Raw genomic sequence first — 23,933 nt, 5'->3', positions numbered from 1 at the left:
CTTCTTTGTCAGTTCCTGCGGTCAGTCAGTTCGCGGGCTCGACCAAGCCCACTTCTTATGCCGACTCGGCGTCTACGTCCTGGTAGATCCCGGCCATCCAGTCCTCCACGTCATGGGACCCGCGGGGAAGGGCCGCACTGAGGTTCACAGGGCCCTCAGCTGTCATCAGGACATCGTCCTCGATGCGGACGCCGATTCCCCGATACTCCTCCGGGATGCCGAGGTCTTCATCCTTGAAGTAGAGGCCAGGCTCAATGGTGAATACCATTCCTGGAGCGAGCACACCATCCAGGTAAAGTTCCCGCTTGGCCTGCGCGCAATCGTGGACATCAAGGCCAAGGTGGTGGCTGGTGCCGTGTGGCATCCAGCGCCGGTGCTGCTGCCCCTCGGGACTGATGGCCTCCTCCACGGACACTGGGAGCAGCCCCCACTCCGCAAGCCGCTCAGCCAGTACTGTGGTGGCGGCGGTGTGGATGTCGCGGAATTTCGTTCCGGGCCGGGCGGCGGCAAATCCGGCATCTGCGGCCTCGAGGACTGCCTCATAGACCTTGCGCTGGATCTCGGAGAAAACACCGTTGGCAGGAAGGGTGCGCGTGATGTCGGCAGTGTACAGGGACTCTGCCTCCACCCCTGCATCCAGCAGCAGGAGTTCGCCGGCGTTGATCTTGCCGGTGTTCCGGGTCCAGTGCAGCACCGTTGCATTGTTTCCGGCGGCCGCGATGGTGTCGTAGCCGAGTTCGTTGCCCTCTTCACGGGCGCGCGCAAAGAAGGCTCCCTCTACCACACGCTCGCCGCGGTGGTGAGTCAGGGCGCGGGGAAGCGACTTGACCACTTCGGTGAAGCCTTCAACGGTGGCTGCCACTGCAATTTTCATCTGCTCGACTTCCCACTCGTCCTTGAGCAGCCGCAGTTCCGACAGCGCCTCGGAAAGCTTGTCGTCCAAGGCATCCAGGACTCCAAGATCTAGCGTGTCCGGATCCTTCGCCGTGTTGTAGCGGGCGGTGTCCACAAGGGCATCGATGTTCTCGTCCACTTTGCGGACCAGCCGTACCGAAACTCCCCCGATTTCCGGAGCGCCCACATTCTTGGTGATGGCCGTCTCCAGTTCATCTATGTGTGCCGTGGCGATCCCGAGGCGGGCTTTGAATTCCGCCAGGGTGGGACGCGGCCCGATCCAGAACTCTCCCGAGCGGGAATCGGCGTAAAACTGTTCCGTGTCCCGGCCGGCCAGCGGCCGGAAGTAAAGGGTGGCGTGGTGGTGGCCGCCGTCGTCGCCCTTGCCTTCTTCAACCGGCTCCATAATCAGGACGGCGTCGGGCTCGTGGTCGACGCCAAGACCCGTCAGGTGCGCGAATGCCGAGTGCGGGCGAAAGCGGTAGTCGGTGTCGTTGGAGCGGACCTTCAAGGGCCCGGCCGGAATGACCAGGCGCTCGCCCTTGAACTGTCCGGAGATGGCATGGCGACGGGCAGCGGCATAACCCGCCACAACTTCAAGCTCATGGCTTTGCTCAGGAGCGGGGGCCCAGTTACTGGCCATAAAGGCCTTGAAGGCATCGGAACTTGGCCGTTGAGAGCGGTTGTTGACACGCTCCTCAAGTGGCTGGGCAGCAGAGTTTTGGGTGGTTTCAGCATCGTTCACGGTCCCATCGTCTCACCAGCGGACCCGGGGTTGGCAACACTGCCGTCCGTTTGTCCCGGACCGCCGAAGATGCGGCGACCGGCCGGGACCTGGTCATCTACTAGGCTGGGCTGGTGAGGATTGACCTGCATGCCCACTCGAACGTTTCCGACGGCACCCAGACCCCTGCTGTCGTGATGCGGGCGGCGGCAGCGGCAAAGCTGGACGCCATTGCCCTGACGGACCATGATTCGACCGATGGCTGGGCACAGGCCGCCGAGGCTGCCGTTGTGGCCGGGGTTGCTTTCGTGCCAGGAATTGAAATCTCGTGCCGGACGGCTAAGGGAATCAGCGTTCACCTGCTGAGCTATCTCCATGACCCCGCGCACCCTGGCCTGATGGAAGAGATCACCAAGGCAAAGGATGCGCGCCTCACCCGTGCCGAACACATGGTGACATTGCTGGCTGAGGACTATCCGCTGACCTGGGATGACGTTATTCACCATGTTGCTCCTGGCGCGACCCTGGGCCGCCCGCATATTGCAGACGCCCTGGTGGCCGCCGGAGTCGTTTCAGATCGTTCCGAGGCCTTTTCCTCGATCCTGACATCCCGTTCCCGGTATTTCGTCCAGCACTATGCGCCTGACCCCGCCATCGCCGTCGAACTGGTACGGGCTGCCGGTGGCGTACCGGTTTTCGCCCATCCGGTGGCATCAGCACGTGGCAGGATCGTGGGGGAGCAGACGTACCAGGAAATGATCGACGCAGGGCTCGCAGGGCTCGAAATCGAGCACCGGGACAATCCGGAGGAGGGCCGACGGTTTCTCCGGCGGCTGGCGGAACGCCACGATTTACTGGTGACAGGCTCCTCCGACTACCACGGGACGGGAAAGCCGAACCTGCTCGGTGAAAACCTGACGGCCCCCGAAGTGCTTGTCCGGATCGAGGAAATGGGGACAGGAAGCGCGGTAGTGCGTTCCTGACCTCAGCCTGACGCTCGCTGTTCCTGACGCTCGGCAGAGTCCGGGAGCATCTATCCCACGGTCTAAGCTTGCCCAGTGGAATGGATAGATCTTCAGTTGTTCGCGTCAGTTCTGGTGACGCTTTTTGTGATTATGGACCCGCCAGGGACGGTGCCGATCTTCATGTCCTTGACGGCGCAGATGACGGCGAAGGACCGGAACCGGTCGGCACTGCAGGCGCTTCTGGTGGCCGCGGGGGTCATCATACTTTTCGCTCTTTTCGGACAGTCAATCCTGAACTACATGCACATATCGCTCGCTGCCCTGCAGGGAGCCGGCGGGCTGCTGCTGATCCTGATCGCCCTCCAGCTGCTGACCGGTTCAACAAGCGGTGAAGAGAACGCTGCCAAGTACAAGAACGTGGCCTTTGTTCCCCTGGGGACGCCATTGATGGCAGGACCGGGAGCGATCGTTGCCGTGATGGTGTTCGTTCAGCAGTCTTCTGCCGCAGCACAGTATCTGGCTGTGGGGTTGGGAATCGCCGTCACACTGTTCTCCCTGTACCTGGCGATGCGTTTCGCCGGCTTGGTCCAACGGGTCCTTGGTGAGAACGGCGTGGAACTCGTGACCAGGATTGCAGGCCTCCTGCTGTCCGCGATCGCAGTGCAGATGATCGCGGATGCAGTCCATGCCTTTATGACGAGCTGGGCCGCCTGACGACTTCCGCCACCGGTCCCAGACGCTTGGTCATAACGTCGATGGCCGGCAGGTTCTGGTCAACGCACACAAATTTCCGGTTCAGTTTCGCAGCTACCGCGCCGAGGGTCCCGGAACCGGCGAAGAAGTCCAGGCACCAGTCGCCGGGGCGGCTGGATGCTGCTACTACGCGACGCAGTAGCCCTTCGGGTTTTTGTGTGGGGTAGCCGGTTTTTTCCTTGCCGGTGGGCGAGACGATGGTGTGCCACCAGACGTCTGTTGGCAGCTTCCCTAGTTCCCTTTTTGCCGGTGTGACCAGGCCAGGAGCCATATAGGGTTCCCTGTCCACTTCCACGCTGTCGAAGTGGTACTTCGCTGGATTTTTCACATAGACGAGGATGTTGTCGTGCTTTGTAGGCCAACGGAACTTGGCCCGTGCCCCGTAGTCGTAGGCCCAGATGATCTCGTTCAGGAAGCACTCCCGGCCGAAAATGGCATCCAGCATGACCTTGGCGTAGTGCACTTCCCGGTAGTCCAGGTGAAGATACAGGGTTCCATCGTCCGCCAAGAGCCGCCAGGCCTCCACCAGCCGCGGTTCCAGGAAGGACCAGTAGTCGCTGAAAGCGTCGTCGTAGCTGTGCAGTGCGCCTTTGATGGTGTCGTAGGACCTGCCCTTGAACCCCACACGGTCCCCGGCTCCGTCGGCGTTCACCACCATTTTCGTTTCCTGGCGTCGCTGGGAGCGGCCGGTATTGAAGGGTGGGTCTACGTAGATGAGTGTGAAGGCGCCGTCCGGCAGCGTGGGGAGGAAGATCGCGTTATCCGCGTGTACCACCAGGTTGCTGCCGTCCGGCGCCCAGACAGTGTCAGTCATTGAGGGGTTTAGGCCTCGGTGGTGCTGGACTGCGCGTCGCCGCCGGCCACCACTTCGCCGTTACGGCGGCGGGTGCGGGTCCGGGTGCGTCGGGCACGCGCCGGACGGTCCGTGTCAGCCTGTGCAGGGGCCTCAGCTGCCGCCGGGGCAGCAGCGCCGTTACCTGCTTCGTTTTCGGGGGAACGACGACGACGGTCACCTGTGCGGCCGCCGGTATCGCCGCCACTGCGCCGGCTGCCTGAACGGGCGCCGTCGCGGTTACCGGAACGTCCGCCGTCCCGGCCGCTGCCACTGTCCCGGCCGCTGCCACTGTCGCGGCCGCCGGAGCGGCTGTTCTTCTTGCCGGTTTCGCCCAGATCCTCGAGGACCTCGGCATCGACACCGGCCAGGGTCCGCTTGCTGCGGGGCAACCTTCCCTTGGTGCCCTCGGGGATGTCGAGTTCCTCGAACAGGTGAGGCGAGGACGAGTAGGTTTCCACCGGCTCCGGAACGCTTAAGCCGAGGGCCTTATTTATCAGGCCCCAACGCGGCATGTCATCCCAGTCGACAAACGTCACGGCGGTGCCCTTGTTGCCGGCGCGGCCCGTGCGTCCAACGCGGTGCAGGTAGATCTTCTCGTCTTCAACACACTGGTAGTTGATGACGTGGGTGACGTCGTCGACGTCGATGCCGCGGGCGGCGACGTCGGTGGCGACAAGGACATCTATCTTGTTGTTACGGAAAGCCCGAAGCGCCTGCTCGCGGGCCCCCTGCCCGAGGTCGCCGTGAATCGCGGCGGCCGCGAAGCCGCGGTCCACCAGTTCCTCGGCGACCTTCGCGGCGGTGCGCTTGGTCTTGGTGAAGATGATGGTACGGCCACGGCCGCGGGCCTGCAGTATGCGGGCGACGACCTCAATCTTGTCCATGCTGTGGGCGCGGTAGATCAACTGGCGGATATCGCGCTTGGTCAGGCCCTCATCTTCGGGGTCTGCAGCGCGGATGTGGGTGGGCTGAGTCATGTAGCGGCGGGCCATGGCAATGACTGGACCGGGCATGGTTGCCGAGAACAGGAGCGTTTGCCGCACTGCCGGCGTTCCTGCGATGAGGGTCTCAACGTCCGGCAGGAAGCCCAGGTCAAGCATCTCGTCAGCCTCGTCGAGGATTACCATCTTGACGTTTTTGAGGCTGAGGTGCTTCTGCTTGTAAAGGTCGATCAGGCGACCAGGCGTTCCCACAACAACCTCGACGCCCTTCTGCAGAGCGTCAACCTGGGGCTCATAAGCGCGGCCGCCATAAATGGTGACGATGCGGGCGTTCCGCTTGCGGGAGGCGTTTTGGAGGTCATTGGCCACCTGGACGGCGAGTTCGCGCGTCGGAACGATCACCAATGCCTGCGGGGCACCGGGAACGGCTAGCTTGTCGAAGCCGGGATCGTCCCTTCCCACAACGCGCTGCAGGGCAGGAATGCCGAAGCCCAGGGTTTTGCCCGTACCCGTCTTGGCCTGGCCGATGATGTCGTGGCCGGAAAGGGCCACCGGGAGCGTCATGGCCTGGATAGGGAACGGATGGGTAATCCCGGCGTCGGCGAGGGATTCGACGATGTCGGCCCGGACGTTGAAGTCGGCGAAAGACTTTTCCTCGATCTCGTGCGGTTTTTCGTCCGAGATGATGGTTTCTTCAGGCTCGATCGATTCCGTTCCGGTGTCGTCGGTCAGAAGTTGGTGCGTGTGCAATTCACTCACAGTGGAGTTTCCTTATTCATTTGGGCTTAGGCGCTGCCTGCTCAACGGGGCGGTTTGATAGGCCGTTCCGGAGCACGCTCGGGCGCGCTAGCAAATCCAGTGGAAGCCGATCGCGGGCTATCTATGCTGGCACTGGTGACCAACTGGTGTGTCTCAAGATCGCGTAGGGGCGGGCTTGTTGATTCTTTAAAAGGAAGGAAATCAACGACCGGGCATCCATTACTACACCTTCAGTCTAGCTGTTGACACGAAAAGCACTGGACGCGACCCGATTTGGGTCAGTCCACGAGCTCGAGCAAGACCTCCGGGGCCGAGATGTCGCAGGCCACCAGCCGGACCCTGACGTTGGTGCCGGGTTCGAGCTCTCCCGTACACCTGGCCGTGACCGCAGGTTCTGCAATCTGCACAATCCCGGAAGGTCCGGACCCGTTCAGGCTGCCGTTGCCATTGTTGCCGTTGCCGTTGCTGCCGCCGTTGCCGCCATTACCGTTGAGTTTGCCTTGCCGGGATCCGGAGATCACAACTGCTTCGAATTCCTGGCCGATGTGGTTGACCAGGAGCGCGGCTTCAACGGTGTTCAGGGCGAGGCGTTCCATCCTGCCGGCGAGCTGGTCGGAAGCGGCCATGATGGCTGGCAGCGACGGAAGGGCCTCGCGTGCCCAGCGGGGGACGTCACAGCCGTTGCTCAGTGCTTCACAGATGACCAGGACGAAGCGGTCCACGAGCCTGCGCAGCGGTGCTGTGGTGTGCGCATAACTGGCACCGATGGCCGATTGAATGGCGTTCTCCGGGACCGTTCCATCAAACGGGGTGTAGTTTGCTCCCCGGAACAACATCCCCGCCGAGTGCAGGATGGCCAGTTGCTTAGGATCCCGGGGATCGAGGGTGCGCAGGTATTCCCCGTAACTGAATTGACCATCCCAGGGCTTGCCAAGGGCCTGCGTCTGAGTTCGGAAATTATCGAGGGACCGCTCGTCGGGAGTGGGCATGGTCCGGAGAATGCCCACCTTGCCGTTCAGCATGAGTTTTGCGGCTGCCATGCCTGTCATCAGGGAAATCTGGGCGTTCCAGTCCTCAACCGGAAGCTGGGGTGTTGCAATGATCCGGTAGCCGCCGTCCGGAAGCTGTTGGATTTCCTGTTCGGGCATGTTCAGGCTTGCACCCTCTCTGCCCCGCTCCAGCTCGACCCGCTTGATCCCCACTTCCTTGAGCAGCTGCAACACGAGTGGCGCGGTTCCTGCATCAAGCTGTGTCTGGGCCTGCCTGTAGCTGAGCTTCGCCCGGCTCCGGACCGTCGCCCGGCGCACGGCAACCTTTGACACTTCTGCCGCCCGGTCGAGATCGAATTCCCAAACGAACGCCGAGCACAGCTGACCTTCCAACAGGCTGCCGGCCTGCTCGCTGATCACTTCGGGATGCAACGGGATGCGACCGTCGGGCGCGTAGAACGTCTGCCCCCGCCGTCGGGTTTCGGCGTCCAAAGGGCCGCCCGGCTCCACAAAGGAGGGCACGTCGGCGATGGCGTAGTAGACCTTGTAACCGTCACCGGCCCTGTCTATAAAAACAGCCTGGTCAAGGTCGGTGGAGGACGCCGGGTCAATGGTGATGAACTCGATGGCCGTGAGATCCAGGTCCGGAAGGCGGTGGTCCGCAACGGCCTTTTCAGCTTCTTTGAGGGCCTCGTCCGGGAAGGCGCCGGGCAGCTCCAGGCGGGTGCGCAGAGCACTGAGCGCCGCGGCCAGCTGGTTGCTCTGAGCGTGAACACTGGGAGCCAGACGATGATGTGACACGAAAATCAGGTTAGCCCGATTTGCGCCATTAGTCTTGGATCATGAGCACTTCCCCCACAGACAACGCTCGCCGGGACCGTTTCCTTGCGGACCTCCTGGGAGTCATGGCCTATGGGGAGCTTTCCGCCTTTGAGAGATACTCTGCGGACGCCCGTTACTCGCCCACCCTCCATGACCGGGCCGTTATGGGCAGGATCGCTGTGCTGGAATTCCAGCACTATGAACTGGTAAGTGCCAGGCTTGCAGGGTTGGGTGTTGATGCCGAGGAAGCCATGCTGCCATTCCAGCCCGCCATCGACCATTTCCACGATCGTACGCGCCCGGCGGACTGGTACGAGTCCCTGATGAAGGCGTACGTGATTGACACTGTTTCGGCTGATTTCTACCGTGCGGTGTCCGAGTACGTCGAGCCGGAAAGCAGGCAGCTGATCCGGCAGGTCCAGTCAGCCGAGGATGTCACGGAGATTCTTCGTGTACGGCTCAAGAAAGCGTTGTCCGATGATCCCAGGTTGGCGTCGAGGCTGGCCTTGTGGGGGAGGCGGTTGCTGGGGGAGGCTCTCACCCAGGCGCAGCGGGTGGGCTTCGAGCGTGCTTTCCTGTCGGGCCTCATAGCCAGCCAAGGTAATGACCCACCCGGGTCAGACTCAGGAGTGGGAATCGTCCGGGACGACGCCGAGGCCAAACTCATGGTTGCTGATTTGATGAAGGAGCTGGCGGGGAACCACTCCCGGCGCATGACCCAATTGGGCCTGACAGGCTAGCCAATCGGCTTCGGATGGTGAGACAGCTCGGTTGATCAGACCGTAAAGCCCGGGTCAGGCTCCGGCGTCGAGCACTTGCAGGATGGCCTTGGCTGCGGCCGCAGGATCGTCTGCCTCTGTAATGGCCCGGACCACCACTACACGCGAGGCGCCGGCGGCCACCACCTGCTCCACATTGGCGAGGTCGATGCCGCCGATTGCGAACCAGGGCAGGAGTATGCCGTCGACAGTCATTCGGTCTGCCGCCCTGATGGCGTCAGCCGCATAAGTGACGAGTTCAAGCCCGACGGCGGTCCGTCCGGGTTTAGTGGGAGTGGACCAGACCGGCCCGACACAGAAGTAATCCAGGCCGCTTCGCCCCGGTGATGCGGCAATAGCGGCATCAACCTCCCCCGGGGTATGAGTGGAAAGGCCGATCACTGTTTCACTGCCGACGAACGTCCTTGCCGAGTGCAGCGGGAGGTCCTTCTGGCCAAGGTGCAAGACGGGAGCGCCGGACAGGGACGCGATGTCTGCCCTGTCATTGACCGCCCACAGCCGCCCATGCCGCTGGGCCGCGGCCTGCAGGACTTCCAGCAGCTCCAGTTCCTCCGCAGCCTCCAGTTGCTTGTCCCGCAACTGGATGATGTCAACGCCCCCTGCGTAGGCGGCGTCGATGAAGTCCTCAAAGTCCCCCCGGCCCTGGCGGGAGTCGGTGCAGAGGTAGAGGCGGGCGGTGGTGTGGACGGCAGGCTCGGTCATGGCACCAGCCTAGTTCCTCTAAACTGGGGGAGTACCGCGGGAGCCCGCAGCAGCTGTCATAAACTGCCGGGCTGAGAGGGCGTCAGAGCCGACCGCTTGACCTGATCCGGTTAGTACCGGCGTAGGGAAGGAATCCAGTGCTCTCCCACTCAGCACTCTCTCCATCATCCAGCCACACAACGTCCACCGGCCCAATGCACGAGCCCGTCTCCGGCACGGATATCAGCGTGGATGTGGCAGTCATTGGCGGCGGAGTGGTGGGCCATGCCATCGCCTGGGAAGCTGCACTGAGTGGGCGCTCCGTGGTCCTGATTGACGATGCCCCCGGTACCGGCGCGAGCTGGGCCGCCGCCGGGATGCTGGCCCCGGTAACTGAATTGCACTACCAGGAGGAAGACCTGCTGGAACTCATGCTCGAGGCCTCAGCCCTCTGGCCTGCGTTCGCAGCCGGACTTGCCCCTGCCATCGACAGCCGTGTCAACGGACCCTCTGAAGCGGAGGCATCTGGTACCGGATACCTCACCACACCCACGCTCGTCATCGGCGCTGATGCTGCAGACCGCCGGGCGCTCGAGGATCTGAGGCGGGTGCAGGCAGCGAACGGGCTCACAGTGGAGCCACTGACAGTTCGTGAAGCACGCTCCATTGAGCCGCTGCTCAGTCCCGCCGTCTCCGGTGCCTACCGGATCGCCGCCGATCATCAGGTGGACCCTCGAAGGCTCCTTGCCCGGATCGCCGAAGCTCTGGCCGATCCCCAGCGTTCCGGGGGAACCTGCGAAATGCTCCCGGCGAGGGCCGCCGGCCTGCGATGGGATGGTGACCGCGTAGCCGGCGTCGTCCTGGACAACGGAAGAGCCATCCATGCCGGCGAGACTGTCCTGGCCAGCGGACTTGGAACAGGAAAACTGGACGGCCTTCCGCCGGGACTCGATCTTCCCTTGCGGCCTGTCTACGGGGATATCATCCGGCTCCGCGTCCCGGGCCACCTCCAGCCGCTCCTGACCTCAACGGTCCGGGGGATGGTTCATGGCGTGCCGGTGTACATCGTTCCAAGGGACGACGGGACTGTGGTGATCGGAGCCACGCAACGGGAAGCAGCCCTGGAAGCAGGTGCAGCAGAGGCAGCGGTCTCCGCCGGAGGTATTTACCAGTTGTTGCGCGACGCGCAGGTACTTCTCCCCGCAGTGGCCGAACTGGAGCTGCTTGAATGCACCGCCCGCGGCCGGCCCGGCACCCCTGACAATGCGCCGCTGCTGGGCAGGGTACGGGACCGCACAGGTGACGCTGACCTCTTGGGCCTCATTGTGGCGACAGGATTCTTCCGCCATGGCATACTTCTGGCTCCGGCGGCCGCATCAATCTGCCTGCAGCTGATGGAGGGCCGGTCTGATTCCCGGTGGGCAGTTTTCGAACCCGGACGATTCTCCCCAGGCTCCTCCGCCGGTCATGTCCGGCGTCACCCCGATCCGGCAACAGCCGGTACCTCTCCGCAGTAAGGAACAGCATGAACATCACCCTCAATGGCGCGGAGCGTGCCATCGACGACGGCGCCTCGGTCACCACGCTGGTAGCCCTGGTTACAGGTAAGAGCCTTGGCCCCGACGGCCAGGCAGCTGACGGTCAGAAACTTGGCGTTGCAGTTGCCCGCAACTCCGAAGTGGTTCCGCGGAGCCGCTGGTCACTGACGGCGCTCGCTGACGGCGACGACGTCGAACTGGTCACCGCAGTACAGGGAGGCTAGGCAAATGCATGAAGGCCCTACTCCAACAGGAAACGCAGGAAACATGATGGTAGCCACCACTTCCGGTCCGGCATACAAGGCGACCGACGAGCTGACCATAGACGGGGTCGATTTCAGTTCAAGGCTCATCATGGGAACCGGTGGGGCTCCAAGCCTTGACGGGCTCGGCGCCGCGCTGCTGGCCTCCGGGACGGAACTGACAACAGTTGCAATGCGCCGGTACTCACCGGCGCAAACGGGTTCCCTCTTCCAGCTCCTCGTGGAGCACAACATCCGGGTGCTGCCGAACACAGCGGGCTGCTTCACCGCCAGGGACGCAGTCATGACCGCCGAACTGGCCCGTGAGGCGCTTGAGACGGACTGGGTCAAACTGGAGGTCATCGCCGACGAACATACCCTCCTGCCCGACGCCGTGGAACTGGTCGAAGCGACCGAGCAGCTGGTTAACCGGGGATTCAAAGTATTTGCCTATACCAATGACGACCCCGTGCTGGCATTGCGCCTGGAAAACCTCGGTGCCGTCGCCGTGATGCCTTTGGGCTCGCCCATCGGGACCGGCCTGGGCATCCTGAACCCCCACAATATAGAGCTGATCGTTGCCAGGGCCTCTGTCCCGGTAGTGCTCGACGCCGGAATCGGTACCGCCTCGGATGCCGCCCTGGCCATGGAGCTCGGCTGTGACGCCGTATTGTTGGCTACCGCCGTCACGCGGGCCCAGAACCCGGTCCAGATGGGCGAGGCCTTCAAACACGCCGTCATCGCCGGTAGGCTGGCGAAAACCGCCGGCCGGATTCCGCGCCGTGAGCACGCCTTGGCGTCATCTGCCATGGAAGGCCGGGCCGAGTTCCTCTAGCCCGTCCTTCCGGGCACGGTTGCCTGGTTCAGCTTTCCGGGCCGGCCGACGGCGGACCTGTTCGCCTGCTATCAGTTCCAGGAGGGCGTCATGCCTGAACCAGTCGTACCTGAAAAAGCAGCCGTACTGACCCGGCCGCAGATTGACGAAGCGCTTGCCGGGCTACCGGACTGGCGTTACCGCCTCGGGGGCCTGGTGACCGTCTACAAATTGCCGGCGGCCGCCAAAGCGCTGGACCTCATTGCCGCCGTCGGACGTTTGGCAGAAGAACAGGACCATCACCCTGACCTCGATTGGCGGTTCAACAGGGTGTTCATCCGCTTTACGTCCCATGACGCGGGATCGGAAGTCACCCGACGGGACATTACCGCCGCGACGTCGGTGAGCGCAGAGGCGGAAGCGGCAGGCGCAACTGCTGAACCAGGCCTCTACAGAACTATCGAAATCGCCATAGACTCAGCCGATCCCGCCGAAATCTCAGAGGTGTGGCGCGTTGCCCTCGGGTACAAAAAGGGCCGCTACGGGGACCTGGTGGACCCGTATGGAAGGGGGCCCGGCCTCTGGTTCCAGAACACGTCCACGCCAAATCCCAACCGCCTTCACCTGGATGTCCACCGAAGCAAGCAGGAGTCCGGCCCTACGCTGGAGAAGACCGCCGGCACAGGCGCCCTGATGGACTACGGCCACGCCCCTCATTGGGTTGTTGTGACTGACGCCCAAGGCAACCGGTTGTGCCTGTGCACCGAAGAAGGCCACGAGCCGGACCTCTGAGGACCCGCTGTGGCGTTGCCCGGTTAGACCCGCGTCCCGTTAGACCCTTTTAGAGCCCGATCCGTTAGAGCCTCAGTGCGGCAGTGAGCCGTGCGGTGTCGTGCCGGGCCCGGGTCTTCCCAAGGTATAGAGCAGCAGCCAAGGAGGCCGCGGTGCCCAGAACCATCGGAAGGATCCACGGAATCCAGGTCAGGCCCGGCTGATAACCGAATCCGGCGGTAATGAACAGGATCCAGCTCAAAAGCCCTACCGCCGTTGCTACTCCCGCCGGCATCAGAATGCCGTACTTGGCATGCCTGCGGTCATTCGCCCAGATGATGAAGCCTGCAGCTACCGTCACGAAAGAGACGATGACGAGAGAAAGCATGTGGAACTCCTGCCAGATTAAAGTGCGCCGAATCCGACCCTGCGGACTTCTTCCGCTCCGATTTCTACGTAGCCCAAAGTGTTGGAGGGAATTATCACCAAACGGCCTTTTTCGTCTTTCAGCCTGAGCTCAGTGCCTTTGGAAATGGCTTCTGCAACAACCTTGGCGACCTCGTCAGCATCCTGAGCCGATTCCAACACAATTTCACGGCCGATGTTCTGAATGCCGATCTTTACTTCCACAGCGAGGCCTCCCAGCCAATCAAAGTTAAAAAATTCCGAAGACAGTTTCTATTTGTAGTCTAGGTCTCTTTGGGGAAGCGACTGATTCCGCGCCAAGCTAAACGGTAAATCAGGTCGCTGGCAACATCGAGGTCCAGGTTGCCGTCTGTTTCGAGCCAATAACGTGCGCTTACCTGGGCCATTCCAGCGAGTGCCCGGCCGAGCAGCTGTGCTTCCAGCGGCGGAAGTTTTGTGTCCTCGGCGATGACACGGGCCACGGCGTCGGCAAAGGTCTTGTTGAAGGTTTCGAGCCTGGAACTGACATCCGGATCATTGATGAGGTCAGACTCGAAAACCAGCCGGTGAGCCTGGTCATCATTCGCAATAAAGCGGAAGTAGGCGCGCATCACCGCCTGGACACGCTCGTCATTGTCCGTGGTGGAGTTCAGGGCGCCGAGCAACAGTTCGGTCAGCGCGGTGAGGTGGCTGTCCAGCAGGGCGAGATACAGTTCCCGCTTGGAGGGGAAGTGCTGGTAGAGCACTGGCTTGCTGACGCGTGCCGTTTCTGCAATCTCGTCCATGGCAGCCCCGTGGTAACCGTTGGCAACAAAGACCTCCTGGGCTGCGGACAGCAACTGGGCCCTGCGTTCATCACGGGGCAGCCGCGCCGAGCGGGGACCGGAAGTACGCGCCTGCCCGCCAACGGGCTTGCCGTCCTGTACCCGGTCGACCGGTGCATGATGAGCCACTTTTTGGCCTTCTTTCCCTTGCAGTTACCTCTACTTTACGCGGGGGTAACATGACCTGACGGCATCTTCGGCATACATTGAAGTATGGCTTCAATGATCTCCACAACAGCTGCCCCTACGGCCATCGGACCTTTGGTGGAACCGGCGGAAGGGCTGAGTCCCCAAGAGGTGGAGAGATACTCCCGGCATCTCATCATTCCTGAGATCGGGACAATGGGCCAACGGCGGCTCAAAAACGCAAAGGTGCTGGTGATCGGTGCCGGCGGACTTGGCTCGCCTGCCCTGCTGTACCTGGCTGCTGCCGGGGTGGGGACGCTGGGAATTGTTGACGACGACGTTGTGGACCTCAGCAATCTTCAACGCCAGGTCATCCATGGAGTGGCGGACGTCGGCAGGCCGAAGATTGAATCGGCGCGGGATGCCGTCGCTGCCCTGAATCCTCTGGTTGATGTCAGGCTGCATAATGTCCGGCTGGATGCGTCCAACGCCCTCGAACTTTTCGCGGACTACGACCTCATCCTGGATGGTGCCGATAACTTCGCCACTCGTTATCTCGTCAATGACGCTGCCGCAATCCTGGGCAAGCCTTATGTCTGGGGTTCCATTTTCAGGTTTGACGGCCAGGTCAGCGTCTTCTGGGAAAAACACGGCCCTACCTACCGCGATCTCTATCCGGAGGCACCGCCTGCCGGATCTGTTCCCTCCTGCGGGGAGGGGGGAGTGTTCGGCATGCTGTGCGCGGCTGTGGGCTCCCTGATGGTGACGGAGGCAGTCAAACTCATCACCGGCGTCGGACGCTCCCTGCTGGGGCGCGTGGCGCTCTTTGACGCACTGGGTGGAAGCTGGCGTGAGATCAAGGTTTCCAAGGATCCCGCGGCCGACCCCATCACCGGATTGACCGACTATGAGGCCTTCTGCGGCATCCTCCCGGCGTCTTCCACAGCTAACGAGAACACCATCACCCCGAAGCAGCTGGCTACCATGCTCGCCGCGCGTAAGGCTGGCCTCAAGGAGTTCGAGCTCGTGGATGTCCGGGAGTCCGGGGAGCACGAGATCGTCAGCATCGATGGGTCAGTGCTCATCCCGCAGGGCAGGATCCTCGCTGGTGAAGCTTGGTCAGAACTGCCCCAGGACCGGGAGATTGTGTTCCACTGCAAGGCCGGAACCCGTTCAGCCGCGGTTCTGGCCGCAGCAAAAAAGGCGGGGTACGAACGGGTCAGTCATCTCGACGGCGGCATTCTCGCCTGGGTGAAGGACATAGAGCCGGGAAAGCCCGTCTACTAGGCGGATTCGCGCCGATCGTCGATGGAGATCTGCGTGTGATCAACCGGGCATTCTGCCTCGGTGTCTGAGGCAGGCGGCGCAGAGGCCTGGAGAGGTGCCGGTGCAGCTGCCTGCTCCACGCTGATGCCGTAGAGGGCTTCAAGGGCTGCCACGTACTCGTCCTGTTGGCCGGTGGCGGCGAGTTCGCGGGCCCGGACCGTGGGAACGTGGAGCAACTGCTTGACCATGCGGCGGAGGGCGAACTCCACCTCTTCGGCGGCTGCCGTACAGCCGTGGCGCGCGCGAACCTTTTCCATCTCGGCGTCCAGGACGTTCATGGTGTGGCGGCGCAGGGCAACAATGGCTGAATCGACCGAGCGGGCCTCACGTTCCTGCTCAAATGCCTTGGCTGCTGCGGTGACGATGCTGCTGGCCTGGGACAGGGATTCGGCCTGCTCCTGCGGGGCCGCGAGCCGTACGGATTCAAGGGTGAGAAGTTCCACGCCGTCAAGCTCTCCCACCGCCGGATCAAAATCATGGGTCAGGGCGAGGTCGATCGCAATCAGCGGCTGTGGAGAGCCGGCACGGACACGGGCCAGCTCCCCGGCTTCCACCCGGGTGTCCGACCCGCTGCAGCCGATCATGACGTCAGCAGCGGCCACGGCCACAGGAAGGGATTCTTCGTCCAACGCCACACCGCCGCGAGTTGCGACAAAACCTGCGGCACGGCCTGAGGAAGAGAATACAGAAACGTCTGTGCAGCCGCGCTCACGCAAAAGGGACATCGTGGCTCCGGCGTAGGCGCCGGTACCGAAGATGACGGCCTTCTTGGTTGCCCAATCCGCGTTCTCGGAAAGATCCGCGGCCAGGTCGAGAGCAACGGACACGATGGAAAGCCCCCGGGATCCGAGTGCGGTCTGGGCGCCGACGTCCTTGGCCGTTCTTGAGGCTGCCTGGAACAAGCGGACCAGCCCCGAGCTCGCGGTTCCCTCATGCTGCGCCTGGATCAGGGCACGGCGGACCTGGCCTGCGATTTCGCGTTCACCGACGACGGCGGAATCCAGCCCGGAGCTGACGGCAAAGAGGTGCTTGGTCACTTCAGTCCCGGTGCGTGTGCTGAATGACCTGGACACGAGCTGCTCACTGAGTCCGCTGCTTCCGCTGATCTGTGCCACCAGGGCAGCGCGGGCCGCTTCAACATCATCCGCATGAACGGCTTCGCCATAAATCTCGAAGCGGTTGCAGGTGGCAAGGACAATCGCACCCGTGACTTCCGGCGATCCGGAGAGTGCGGATGTAGCGAGCTCTGAAGCGCCGGTGCTCAACTGAGCAACGGTTTCAAGGTCGATGTCGGCGTGTGTAGCCACCAATGAAAAAAGAACCACAGCAGCACAATCATAGCTTTTTCGTGTCCGTGTAGAACAACTCAATGAAGTGGAGTGCAGCACCGCCCCTTGTGATCCCTGCCACCATGCAATGCCTAGACCAACAGATGACAAGCTGTCGTTATCTTTTGGGCTGGAATTTGGGCACAATCGAAGGCATGATCTCTAGCGCTGCAACTTCAGACGGCACGGCATCCAACGGTACGGTGAGCCACACCCACCCGGGCAGTCTCGACTCAGGCCACCCCTTGATGGATGGGCGTACGGCGGACTCGCCCCTGATTACTGCCTACCGCGGCGGGAAGCCGTCCCGTCGTCCTGTCTGGTTTATGCGCCAGGCCGGCCGCTCGCTGCCGGAATACCTGAAGGTCCGCGAGGGCGTCGCGATGCTCGAGTCCTGCCTGCGGCCCGAGCTTGCCTCTGAAATCACCCTGCAGCCGGTGCGGCGCCATGACGTGGATGCCGCCATTTTCTTTTCGGACATCGTCATTCCCCTCAAGCTTGCCGGGGTCGGCGTCGATATTGTCCCGGGGGTTGGCCCCGTCCTGGACAAGCCGGTCCGGACGGCGGCGGATGTAGCGGCGCTGCCGAAGCTGACGTGGGAAGCGCTGGAGCCGATCAGGGAAGCTGTACGTCTCACGGTGGCCCAGTTGGGCAAAACACCCCTGATCGGATTCGCGGGTGCGCCCTTCACGCTGGCTGCCTACATGGTGGAGGGCAAGCCGTCCCGGGATCACCTGGGTCCCCGCACCATGATGCACGCTGACCCGGAAACGTGGCAGGCTCTGGCCAACTGGGCAGCTGACGCCTCAGGCCTTTTCCTGCGGGCGCAGTTGGAAGCCGGGGCGTCTGCCGGCCAGCTCTTCGATTCCTGGGCCGGTTCCCTTGGCCTTGCTGACTACCAGCGTTTTGTTGCCCCGGCTTCGGCCCGCGCCCTGGACCACGTGCGGCATCTTGGCGCACCCCTCATCCACTTCGGCACCGGAACCTCCGAACTCCTGGTGGCCATGCGCGACGTCGGCGTCGACGTCGTCGGGGTGGACTACCGCCTGCCGCTGGATGAGGCCAACCGCCGCCTGGGCGGAACAGTACCTTTGCAGGGCAACATCGACCCCGCGCTGCTCTCGGCTCCCTGGCAGGTGCTCGAAGCCCACGTCCGCGAAGTCATCGCTGCCGGTTCGGCCGCACCAGGCCACGTGCTGAATCTCGGCCATGGCGTACCGCCGGAAACCGATCCCACCGTCCTGACCCGCGTCGTCGAACTTATTCATTCGATTTCCCCCGAGTAAGGCCATGGCAGCAGCTCAGGAAAGCCGTTCCAACCGAACTGCAGCGGTGGTGGGCGGCGGAATGTCCGGCCTCCTGGCCGCACGCGAACTCGCCAAGGCTGGCTTCGAAGTGACAGTGCTGGAAGCCGGTGATTCATGGGGTGGTTGTGTCGGCAGGCACGTTGTTGCAGGCCTGGAACTGGACAGCGGAGCGGAATCGTTCGCTACCCGCTCCTCGGCGGTGGCGGACCTGGCCGCAGAATTAGGCCTGGCGGGAAACATCGTGTCCCCTGATCCGTCCGGGGCCTGGGTGCAGTTGCCTGATGGTCCCCGAGAACTCCCCAAAACGGGAATTCTTGGTATTCCGGCGTCCCCATGGGACCCGGAGGTCCGCAGGTCCCTTGGCTTGCTGGGCGCCCTCCGCGCATCCATGGACGCGTGGCTGCCAGCGTGGTTGGGAACCTCGAAGGACGTCGCCAGCGTCTCCTCCTTGGTACGGGCCAGGATGGGGCGCAGGGTTTTGGAACGGCTTGTGGAGCCTATAGTGGGAGGGGTTCACTCCGCCAATCCGGGCTTGCTCGACGTCGATGTGGTGGCCCCCGGGCTTCGGGAAGGTGTCCGCAAGCACGGTTCACTGGCGGCTGCTGTGGCCGCCCAGCGCAATGCAGGCGCTACACGGGAGCGGGTGAAAGCCGGGTCTGCCGTAGCGGGACTCCGCGACGGAATGCACACCCTGGTCACGGCTCTTGTCCAGGATCTTGAGTCCAGGGGCGTGCACCTGGAAGCCGGTGTCCGAGCTGAGGCCGTGACACGCACTTCGGCGGGATGGCGGGTTTCCGGGCCTGGCCGCGCCCTTGATTGCGAAGTGCTTGTGGTTGCCCTTGACGGTCCCTCGGCGGTGTCACTCCTGGCTGCGGACCTTCCTGCTTTGGCAAGCCACAGACCTGCGGAAGGCCCTGACATCCGGCTGGTGACCGTGGTGCTGGATTTTCCCGAGCTGGACAGAAAACCCAGGGGCACCGGCGTCCTGGTGGCACCCCAGACGCCGGGAATTCAGGCCAAGGCGCTCACCCATGCGACCGCAAAGTGGGAGTGGCTGGCAGCCAAGGCGGGTCCCGGAACCCATGTCCTCAGGTTGTCCTATGGTCGCAGCGGGGATGCCGCTGAGGATGCGTCTGGCGATGCTTCTGACGGCAGGAGGGATACCGCCGGAGGCGATCAGGAACTCTTGAGGGCAGCCCTTGATGATGCTTCCGCCCTGCTGGGTGTAAGCATCTCCGAAAAGGACGTGGTGGACTGGGACGTCGTGCGGTGGCCAGGCTCGCTGCCGTTCGCGTCGGTGGGCCACAAGCACCGCGTGGACGCTATCAGGTCCATCTGTGCCGCAACCGGGAACCTCGCGATGGTGGGCGGCTGGCTCTCGGGCAATGGACTTGCCGCGGTCGTAGCAGACACTCCGAAGCAGGTCCGGGCACTCGTGTCCCGACGCTAAGGCAATCCTCCAGCGGAGGGTCGGATTCCGCCGTCGTCCACAATCATTGGATCACTGCAAATTCCCATAGTCCGCCTTCAGTCGTTAGGGTCGTTAACTATGGTTATTCAGAGGTCCATCATTTTCAGGACGCTGACTGGTTTCCATGGGGGTCTTCGACGCGGTACGGCAGCAGCCTTGCTCGGAGCGGTTCTGGTTTTCGTCGCAGGCACCCCTGCCTCCAACGCGGTCGTCGCGGCCCCTTCTGCTCCCATGGAGTCGCCCACGGTGACAACTGATTCCTCAGACACCCGGCTTCCGTCCGACGCCAAGGGTACTCCCGCGCCGCCATCTTCGCAGGAGCCGAAGGGGGGAAAACCCCGTACAGTACCGGCTGAATCTCCCACGGCAGAACCTGCCCCGCCGGCCGCTGAGCCTGTCCACCCTGACCAGGACGGCGCTGTCTCTGTTTCTGGCGTAACCGAGGAGGCTATGTCCTCCCCGTCGCCTGCAGCCACTGGTTCCGTCTACGGCCAGGCCACTCAAAATCCTTCGTACGGAGAGGTCCAGGCCCAAGGCAGCACCACCGAAAAGCAGCCCATGGAGCAGGTGGCAAACGTTGATCAGGCCGAGGCTTCCCGGCTGCTTTTGTGGGGCATTGGACTGGTTCTTTTATCCGGTATTGCGGCAGTTATTTTTCTCAGGTTACGCAGGGTATGAACCACAAAATGCGGCTTGTTTGTGATTTGCACCACTTCTACGTGCTGTAGAAGTCATCTGTTTCGACTTACCCGCCAGCAGGGGGCAGACTTGTACCCATGAGCCACACTTCTGCCGAATCTGTCACCAAAACCGAAGAATCAACAGAGCAGTTTTTCACTCTCTGGACGGTATTCAAGCGCTCTGCGGACGTCCTGCGCAGCGGTGATGCTGCTACTGACTTCGAGGCTCTTGTTACGCGACTTGGCGACGACGGTGTGACGCTGCGCGGCAGCTACGATGTGTCAGCAATGCGCGCGGAAGCTGACGTAATGGTGTGGCTCCATGGATCAAGTCCCGAAGCACTTCAGCAGGGCGTGCGGTCCATCCGCCGCAGCAAGCTCTTCGCCGGCACCGAGATCGCCTGGTCGGCCATGGGCGTGCACCGTGAAGCCGAGTTCGCCAAGAACCACACCCCTGCTTTCTCCCGTGGTGTGGAGCCGGCCGAGTGGCTCTGCGTCTACCCGTTCGTCCGCTCCTACGAGTGGTACCTGCTGCCCGAGGCCGAGCGCGGCAAGATGCTGCGCGACCACGGAATGCTGGGGCGTGAATTCCCCCAGGTCATCTCAAACACCGTCTCCTCCTTCGCCCTTGGCGACTGGGAATGGATTCTCGGCCTCGAAGCTCCGGAGCTCGTTGACCTCGTGGACCTGATGCGCCACTTGCGCGCTACCGAAGCACGGAACCACGTCCGCGAGGAAATCCCCTTCTACACCGGGCGGCGGATTTCCCCTGCAGAGATTGCCGAGGTCCTTTCGTGAACCAACTCGATCCCCAGGATGAGCTGACAGCAGTGAACGTGGTCACGGAAGCGGGCCGCATGGAGCCGAAAGAGTACGACGGCCTCCTGCTCGCTTCGTTCGGTGGTCCGGAAGGGCAAGACGACGTCATCCCGTTCCTCCGAAATGTCACGCGCGGCCGCGGAATTCCGGACGAGCGGCTCGAGGAAGTCTCACACCATTACCGGGCCAACGGCGGGATCAGCCCGATCAACCAGCAAAACCGTGAGCTGAAAGCAGCGCTGGAGGCGGAACTGGCAGCCCGTGGCATCAGCCTTCCGGTGATCTGGGGAAACCGCAACTGGGATCCGTACATTCCGCAGACTCTCCAGGATGCGTATGACGCCGGCCACCGCCGGCTGCTGATGATCACCACGAGCGCTTATTCGTCTTACTCGAGTTGCCGCCAGTACCGCGAGGACATCGGCATGGCCCTGACGGAAACCGGCCTGGATGGCAAGCTCGAGGTGGACAAGGTCCGCCAGTATTTCGACCACCCCGGGTTTGTCGAGCCTTTTATCGAAGGAACAGCCGCCGGGCTCGCAGATGTCCGGGCACGGCTGGCCGCTGCGGGAACCCCCGATGCTCCCGTCCATATCCTGTTCGCCACACACTCCATCCCCACCCGCGACGCGGAGGCAGCGGGCCGCTCGGCGGACGAGCCCCGTCACTTTGCGGAAGATTCCGCCTACGTGGCACAGCATCTGGCAACGGGTGCGGAAGTGATGCGCCGGGTGGAATCACAGAGCGGACAAACGGCACCCTGGTCGCTTGTCTATCAGTCCCGCTCGGGAGCTCCCCATGTGCCCTGGCTGGAGCCGGACATCAACGACGCCATCGAAGAACTCGCCGAAACGGGTATCAAAGGCATTGTGATTGTTCCCCTCGGCTTCGTCAGTGACCACATGGAGGTGGTCTGGGACCTCGACACCGAAGCCATGGAGACATGCTTCAATCTCGGACTAACGGCCACGCGCGTTCCGACGCCCGGTACCCACCGGAAGTTCGTCAAAGGCCTCGTGGACCTGATTTGTGAGCGGACTGCAAGCAACAACATCAAGGACCGCCCCGCGCTGACGCAGCTGGGCCCCTGGTATGACGTGTGCCGTCCCGGCTGCTGCGCCAACTTCCGCGGCGAGAAGCCAACCATCGCCGGAGCCGACACCACAGTAGGTAAAGGGCACGATCCTTACCCTTCAGAGCGGGTGGCGCCATGACGGTACGGATCGGTACAAGGGCCAGCAAACTGGCCCTCACCCAGACGCAGCAGACAGCAGACCAGCTCGCCGCCGTCGGGGGATTTACCGTTGAGCTCGTGCACATCAAGACCGAGGGCGACGTCCTGACAGGCTCGCTCTCGCAGATGGGAGGAACCGGTGTCTTCGTAGCCGCCTTGCGTGATGCCCTCCTCCGTGAGGCCTGCGACGTAGCTGTGCACTCCCTCAAGGACCTGCCCACAGGAGGAACACCCGGCCTGGCTCTTGCTGCCACTCCCAAGCGCGTTGACGTCCGTGATGTCCTGTGCGCCCGGGATGGCCTCAAATTGGCAGATCTGCCCAAGGGGGCCAGCGTCGGAACAGGCTCCCCTCGTCGCGCCGCCCAACTTCGGGCCGCCCGGCCTGATCTTGAAATCGTCGACATCCGCGGCAACGTGGACACGCGTTTGGGGCGTGTCCCGGGTTTGCCGGGCAACACAACTGACGCCGTCGTCAGCGGGAAGTCCTGCGATCTCGACGCCGTCGTCCTCGCCGCTGCGGGTCTGGAAAGAATCGGCCGGCTGGACGCGGTCAGTGAATACCTCGAAACGGATATTATGCTTCCGGCCGCGGGGCAGGGAGCGCTGGCCATTGAATGCCGTATCGCCGATGCCCCGCCAAGGCCAGGGTCCAACGAAGGATCACGGGGCGTCCTCGCCCAGTCACTCGCGGCACTGGACGACGCCGATACCCGCCTTGCGGTGACGGCAGAACGGGCCCTGCTGGCCCGGCTGGAAGCCGGCTGTGCCGCGCCGGTTGGGGCCTACGCCTACCGAAAAGGGAGCATGCTGTACCTCGAGGCTGTGGTCTGCGCGGTGGACGGCACCGCTGCGGTACGGGATCAACGCGCAACCGACGGACTGACCGAGGTAGGAGCGACGCTGCTGGGCATAGAACTCGCCGAGATCCTCCTTGGCCAGGGCGCAGCCGACATTGCCGATCTGGCTGCTTCCTGAGCCGGACAGCATCCAGCAGAATGGGACGGCACAGCGCGGAGTCCACACCAGGCAGTGTGCTTGGCTCACGTTCGGGTGAAAGGCCGCTCGAAGGAGCACGGATCCTGATTGCCCGCAGCGCTGACCGTGCGGAGCCCCTGGCCGCCGCACTGCGGGATCTGGGCGCAGAGCCCCTCGTACTGCCCCTGATCGACTTCGAACTCGCCAGCGACCAGCACTCCCTTGACGTGGTTTTCGACGCGTTGGGCGCGGGAGCATACCAATGGCTTGTTATCACGAGCACGACGACGCTGCTGGCCTTGGAAATTAAGGCGGCGGAGCGGGGAACTGACCTCCGGCATTGGGTTCCCGGCTCTGTGCGGGTTGCCGCTGTCGGTACCCGGTCCCGTGACGCCCTGCTCGCCAAAGGGCTCCACGTGGATCTCCTGCCCGCGGAGAATCAGCAGTCCGCGTCCGGGCTTTTGGACATCTGGCCTCCCGATCAAGGCATGGTGTTCCTGCCCCAGGCTGACCTTGCCGATCCCGCACTTGCCCGGGGGATGCAGTCGCGGGGAGCCAGAGTCCAGGCCGTAACGGCTTACCGGACGGTGGACTACCCTGCAGATCCCGGCCGTTCCCTGGCCGCACGGATTGGCACCGGCACAGGGGAATCCGGACTGCCTTCCCCCGCCGCACTGACGCCGGCGACGGCGAAAGCCCAGTTGGCCGAGGGCAGGCTACACGCCGTAGTAGCTGCTTCCCCCAGCGCCGTCGAGCGCATCCACTCAGCTTTGCGGCCCTTGGGCGATTGCCGCTTGGTAGCAATTGGACCTTCCACGGCCGCTCAGGCGGAGTCCGTAGGACTGCCCGTGGCGGCCACGGCGAATGCGCCCACCACCGAGGGTCTGGTTCAAGCCATCACCGACGCCCTCTCCACCGACACGTGAAGGAC

At 63.1% G+C, this 23,933-nt stretch carries 24 protein-coding genes and 1 riboswitch; of the genes, 15 read left to right on the top strand and 9 right to left on the bottom strand.

Annotation, left to right across the window (positions count from 1 at the left end; translation table 11 throughout):
- Nucleotides 1-55: 55 nt before the first annotated feature.
- Nucleotides 56-1,639, bottom strand: coding sequence for an aminopeptidase P family protein (locus tag M1D88_RS14410; RefSeq protein ID WP_458111482.1), 1,584 nt, complete (start codon nt 1,637-1,639; stop codon nt 56-58).
- A gap of 113 nt (nt 1,640-1,752) precedes the next feature.
- Between M1D88_RS14410 and M1D88_RS14405 the strand changes: the two genes are divergently transcribed.
- Both M1D88_RS14405 and M1D88_RS14400 read left to right on the top strand, forming a co-directional pair.
- Nucleotides 1,753-2,601 carry a PHP domain-containing protein gene (locus tag M1D88_RS14405; RefSeq protein ID WP_458111481.1) on the top strand — a complete coding sequence of 283 codons (849 nt, stop codon included), beginning with the start codon at nt 1,753-1,755 and terminating at the stop codon, nt 2,599-2,601.
- 84 nt (nt 2,602-2,685) lie between these two features.
- The gene (locus tag M1D88_RS14400; RefSeq protein ID WP_458114536.1) at nt 2,686-3,297 is read left to right on the top strand and encodes a MarC family protein; all 612 of its coding nucleotides are present in this window, start codon (nt 2,686-2,688) and stop codon (nt 3,295-3,297) included.
- On the opposite strand, the gene M1D88_RS14395 is transcribed toward M1D88_RS14400, so the two are convergent.
- The 3 genes from M1D88_RS14395 to M1D88_RS14385 form a co-directional block, all read right to left on the bottom strand.
- Nucleotides 3,275-4,150, bottom strand: a complete 876-nt coding sequence (locus tag M1D88_RS14395; RefSeq protein WP_458111480.1) for a DNA-methyltransferase — start codon at nt 4,148-4,150, stop codon at nt 3,275-3,277. The genes M1D88_RS14400 and M1D88_RS14395 overlap by 23 nt on opposite strands.
- 8 nt (nt 4,151-4,158) lie before the next feature.
- Nucleotides 4,159-5,871 carry a DEAD/DEAH box helicase gene (locus M1D88_RS14390; RefSeq protein WP_458111479.1) on the bottom strand — a complete coding sequence of 571 codons (1,713 nt, stop codon included), beginning with the start codon at nt 5,869-5,871 and terminating at the stop codon, nt 4,159-4,161.
- 278 nt (nt 5,872-6,149) lie between these two features.
- A complete protein-coding gene (locus M1D88_RS14385) occupies nt 6,150-7,661 on the bottom strand; it encodes an RNB domain-containing ribonuclease (RefSeq protein ID WP_458111478.1) in 1,512 nt (503 codons plus the stop codon).
- Nucleotides 7,662-7,702: 41 nt separating this feature from the next.
- On the opposite strand from M1D88_RS14385, the gene M1D88_RS14380 reads away from it, so the two are divergent.
- Nucleotides 7,703-8,422: a ferritin-like fold-containing protein gene (locus M1D88_RS14380; RefSeq protein WP_458111477.1), complete on the top strand. Its 720-nt coding sequence runs from the start codon at nt 7,703-7,705 to the stop codon at nt 8,420-8,422.
- Nucleotides 8,423-8,476: 54 nt separating this feature from the next.
- Here M1D88_RS14380 and thiE read toward each other — a convergent pair whose 3' ends face one another.
- On the bottom strand, nt 8,477-9,163 hold the full coding sequence (gene thiE, locus M1D88_RS14375; protein WP_458111476.1) for a thiamine phosphate synthase: 687 nt from the start codon (nt 9,161-9,163) through the stop codon (nt 8,477-8,479).
- A 26-nt stretch (nt 9,164-9,189) separates the two neighbouring features.
- Nucleotides 9,190-9,309, top strand: a riboswitch (TPP riboswitch).
- Between the two features lie 48 nt (nt 9,310-9,357).
- On the opposite strand from thiE, the gene thiO reads away from it, so the two are divergent.
- The 4 genes from thiO (at nt 9,358) to M1D88_RS14355 (ending at nt 12,528) form a co-directional block, all read left to right on the top strand.
- Nucleotides 9,358-10,659 (top strand): glycine oxidase ThiO, encoded by a 1,302-nt coding sequence (thiO, locus tag M1D88_RS14370; protein WP_458114535.1) that lies wholly within the window; start codon nt 9,358-9,360, stop codon nt 10,657-10,659.
- A gap of 8 nt (nt 10,660-10,667) precedes the next feature.
- Nucleotides 10,668-10,904: a sulfur carrier protein ThiS gene (thiS, locus tag M1D88_RS14365; protein WP_309105931.1), complete on the top strand. Its 237-nt coding sequence runs from the start codon at nt 10,668-10,670 to the stop codon at nt 10,902-10,904.
- Nucleotides 10,905-10,947: 43 nt separating this feature from the next.
- Complete coding sequence (locus M1D88_RS14360; protein ID WP_458111475.1) at nt 10,948-11,757, top strand: thiazole synthase; 810 nt, start codon at nt 10,948-10,950, stop codon at nt 11,755-11,757.
- Nucleotides 11,758-11,847: 90 nt separating this feature from the next.
- Nucleotides 11,848-12,528, top strand: a complete 681-nt coding sequence (locus M1D88_RS14355; protein WP_458111474.1) for a 4a-hydroxytetrahydrobiopterin dehydratase — start codon at nt 11,848-11,850, stop codon at nt 12,526-12,528.
- A gap of 64 nt (nt 12,529-12,592) precedes the next feature.
- Here M1D88_RS14355 and M1D88_RS14350 read toward each other — a convergent pair whose 3' ends face one another.
- Genes M1D88_RS14350 through M1D88_RS14340 form a run of 3 tightly spaced genes read right to left on the bottom strand, consistent with a single transcriptional unit; the run spans nt 12,593 to nt 13,865 of the window.
- Nucleotides 12,593-12,895, bottom strand: a complete 303-nt coding sequence (locus tag M1D88_RS14350; protein ID WP_458111473.1) for a hypothetical protein — start codon at nt 12,893-12,895, stop codon at nt 12,593-12,595.
- Between the two features lie 17 nt (nt 12,896-12,912).
- Nucleotides 12,913-13,137 carry a DUF3107 domain-containing protein gene (locus tag M1D88_RS14345; RefSeq protein ID WP_458111472.1) on the bottom strand — a complete coding sequence of 75 codons (225 nt, stop codon included), beginning with the start codon at nt 13,135-13,137 and terminating at the stop codon, nt 12,913-12,915.
- Nucleotides 13,138-13,196: 59 nt separating this feature from the next.
- Complete coding sequence (locus M1D88_RS14340) at nt 13,197-13,865, bottom strand: TetR/AcrR family transcriptional regulator (RefSeq protein WP_458111471.1); 669 nt, start codon at nt 13,863-13,865, stop codon at nt 13,197-13,199.
- 84 nt (nt 13,866-13,949) lie between these two features.
- On the opposite strand from M1D88_RS14340, the gene moeB reads away from it, so the two are divergent.
- A complete protein-coding gene (moeB, locus tag M1D88_RS14335; protein ID WP_458111470.1) occupies nt 13,950-15,149 on the top strand; it encodes a molybdopterin-synthase adenylyltransferase MoeB in 1,200 nt (399 codons plus the stop codon).
- Here moeB and M1D88_RS14330 read toward each other — a convergent pair.
- Nucleotides 15,146-16,513, bottom strand: coding sequence for a glutamyl-tRNA reductase (locus tag M1D88_RS14330; protein WP_458111469.1), 1,368 nt, complete (start codon nt 16,511-16,513; stop codon nt 15,146-15,148). The genes moeB and M1D88_RS14330 overlap by 4 nt on opposite strands.
- A gap of 158 nt (nt 16,514-16,671) precedes the next feature.
- Here M1D88_RS14330 and hemE point away from each other — a divergent pair, with 158 nt between their 5' ends.
- The 7 genes from hemE to M1D88_RS14295 all read left to right on the top strand — a co-directional run bounded on the left by hemE (nt 16,672) and on the right by M1D88_RS14295 (nt 23,928).
- The gene (hemE, locus tag M1D88_RS14325) at nt 16,672-17,802 is read left to right on the top strand and encodes a uroporphyrinogen decarboxylase (RefSeq protein ID WP_458111468.1); all 1,131 of its coding nucleotides are present in this window, start codon (nt 16,672-16,674) and stop codon (nt 17,800-17,802) included.
- Between the two features lie 4 nt (nt 17,803-17,806).
- On the top strand, nt 17,807-19,273 hold the full coding sequence (gene hemG / locus M1D88_RS14320; RefSeq protein ID WP_458111467.1) for a protoporphyrinogen oxidase: 1,467 nt from the start codon (nt 17,807-17,809) through the stop codon (nt 19,271-19,273).
- Nucleotides 19,274-19,372: 99 nt separating this feature from the next.
- Complete coding sequence (locus M1D88_RS14315) at nt 19,373-19,972, top strand: hypothetical protein (RefSeq protein ID WP_458111466.1); 600 nt, start codon at nt 19,373-19,375, stop codon at nt 19,970-19,972.
- A gap of 98 nt (nt 19,973-20,070) precedes the next feature.
- Nucleotides 20,071-20,772: a hydrogen peroxide-dependent heme synthase gene (gene hemQ / locus M1D88_RS14310; RefSeq protein WP_458111465.1), complete on the top strand. Its 702-nt coding sequence runs from the start codon at nt 20,071-20,073 to the stop codon at nt 20,770-20,772.
- Nucleotides 20,769-22,007 carry a ferrochelatase gene (locus tag M1D88_RS14305; RefSeq protein ID WP_458111464.1) on the top strand — a complete coding sequence of 413 codons (1,239 nt, stop codon included), beginning with the start codon at nt 20,769-20,771 and terminating at the stop codon, nt 22,005-22,007. Before hemQ ends, M1D88_RS14305 begins: the two co-directional genes overlap by 4 nt.
- Nucleotides 22,004-23,002, top strand: a complete 999-nt coding sequence (hemC, locus tag M1D88_RS14300) for a hydroxymethylbilane synthase (RefSeq protein WP_458111463.1) — start codon at nt 22,004-22,006, stop codon at nt 23,000-23,002. The genes M1D88_RS14305 and hemC overlap by 4 nt, the downstream gene beginning before the upstream one ends.
- Before the next feature lie 20 nt (nt 23,003-23,022).
- The gene (locus M1D88_RS14295) at nt 23,023-23,928 is read left to right on the top strand and encodes a uroporphyrinogen-III synthase (RefSeq protein ID WP_458111462.1); all 906 of its coding nucleotides are present in this window, start codon (nt 23,023-23,025) and stop codon (nt 23,926-23,928) included.
- Nucleotides 23,929-23,933 lie beyond the last annotated feature (5 nt).

The organism is Arthrobacter sp. R1-13, assembly GCF_054161475.1.
Note: the sequence above shows the minus strand (reverse complement) of the source record. Positions and strands in the feature narration are given on the sequence as shown.

Bases quoted from the DNA above. Each gene is read 5' to 3' on its own strand.
- M1D88_RS14315 (WP_458111466.1), top strand. From the start codon at position 19,373: ATGGTTATTCAGAGGTCCATCATTTTCAGGACGCTGACTGGTTTCCAT.
- M1D88_RS14395 (WP_458111480.1), bottom strand. From the start codon at position 4,150: ATGACTGACACTGTCTGGGCGCCGGACGGCAGCAACCTGGTGGTACAC.
- M1D88_RS14355 (WP_458111474.1), top strand. From the start codon at position 11,848: ATGCCTGAACCAGTCGTACCTGAAAAAGCAGCCGTACTGACCCGGCCG.
- M1D88_RS14360 (WP_458111475.1), top strand. From the start codon at position 10,948: ATGATGGTAGCCACCACTTCCGGTCCGGCATACAAGGCGACCGACGAG.
- hemE (WP_458111468.1), top strand. From the start codon at position 16,672: ATGATCTCTAGCGCTGCAACTTCAGACGGCACGGCATCCAACGGTACG.
- thiE (WP_458111476.1), bottom strand. From the start codon at position 9,163: ATGACCGAGCCTGCCGTCCACACCACCGCCCGCCTCTACCTCTGCACC.
- hemQ (WP_458111465.1), top strand. From the start codon at position 20,071: ATGAGCCACACTTCTGCCGAATCTGTCACCAAAACCGAAGAATCAACA.
- hemG (WP_458111467.1), top strand. From the start codon at position 17,807: ATGGCAGCAGCTCAGGAAAGCCGTTCCAACCGAACTGCAGCGGTGGTG.
- M1D88_RS14380 (WP_458111477.1), top strand. From the start codon at position 7,703: ATGAGCACTTCCCCCACAGACAACGCTCGCCGGGACCGTTTCCTTGCG.
- moeB (WP_458111470.1), top strand. From the start codon at position 13,950: ATGGCTTCAATGATCTCCACAACAGCTGCCCCTACGGCCATCGGACCT.
- thiS (WP_309105931.1), top strand. From the start codon at position 10,668: ATGAACATCACCCTCAATGGCGCGGAGCGTGCCATCGACGACGGCGCC.
- hemC (WP_458111463.1), top strand. From the start codon at position 22,004: ATGACGGTACGGATCGGTACAAGGGCCAGCAAACTGGCCCTCACCCAG.
- M1D88_RS14350 (WP_458111473.1), bottom strand. From the start codon at position 12,895: ATGCTTTCTCTCGTCATCGTCTCTTTCGTGACGGTAGCTGCAGGCTTC.
- M1D88_RS14295 (WP_458111462.1), top strand. From the start codon at position 23,023: ATGGGACGGCACAGCGCGGAGTCCACACCAGGCAGTGTGCTTGGCTCA.
- thiO (WP_458114535.1), top strand. From the start codon at position 9,358: ATGCACGAGCCCGTCTCCGGCACGGATATCAGCGTGGATGTGGCAGTC.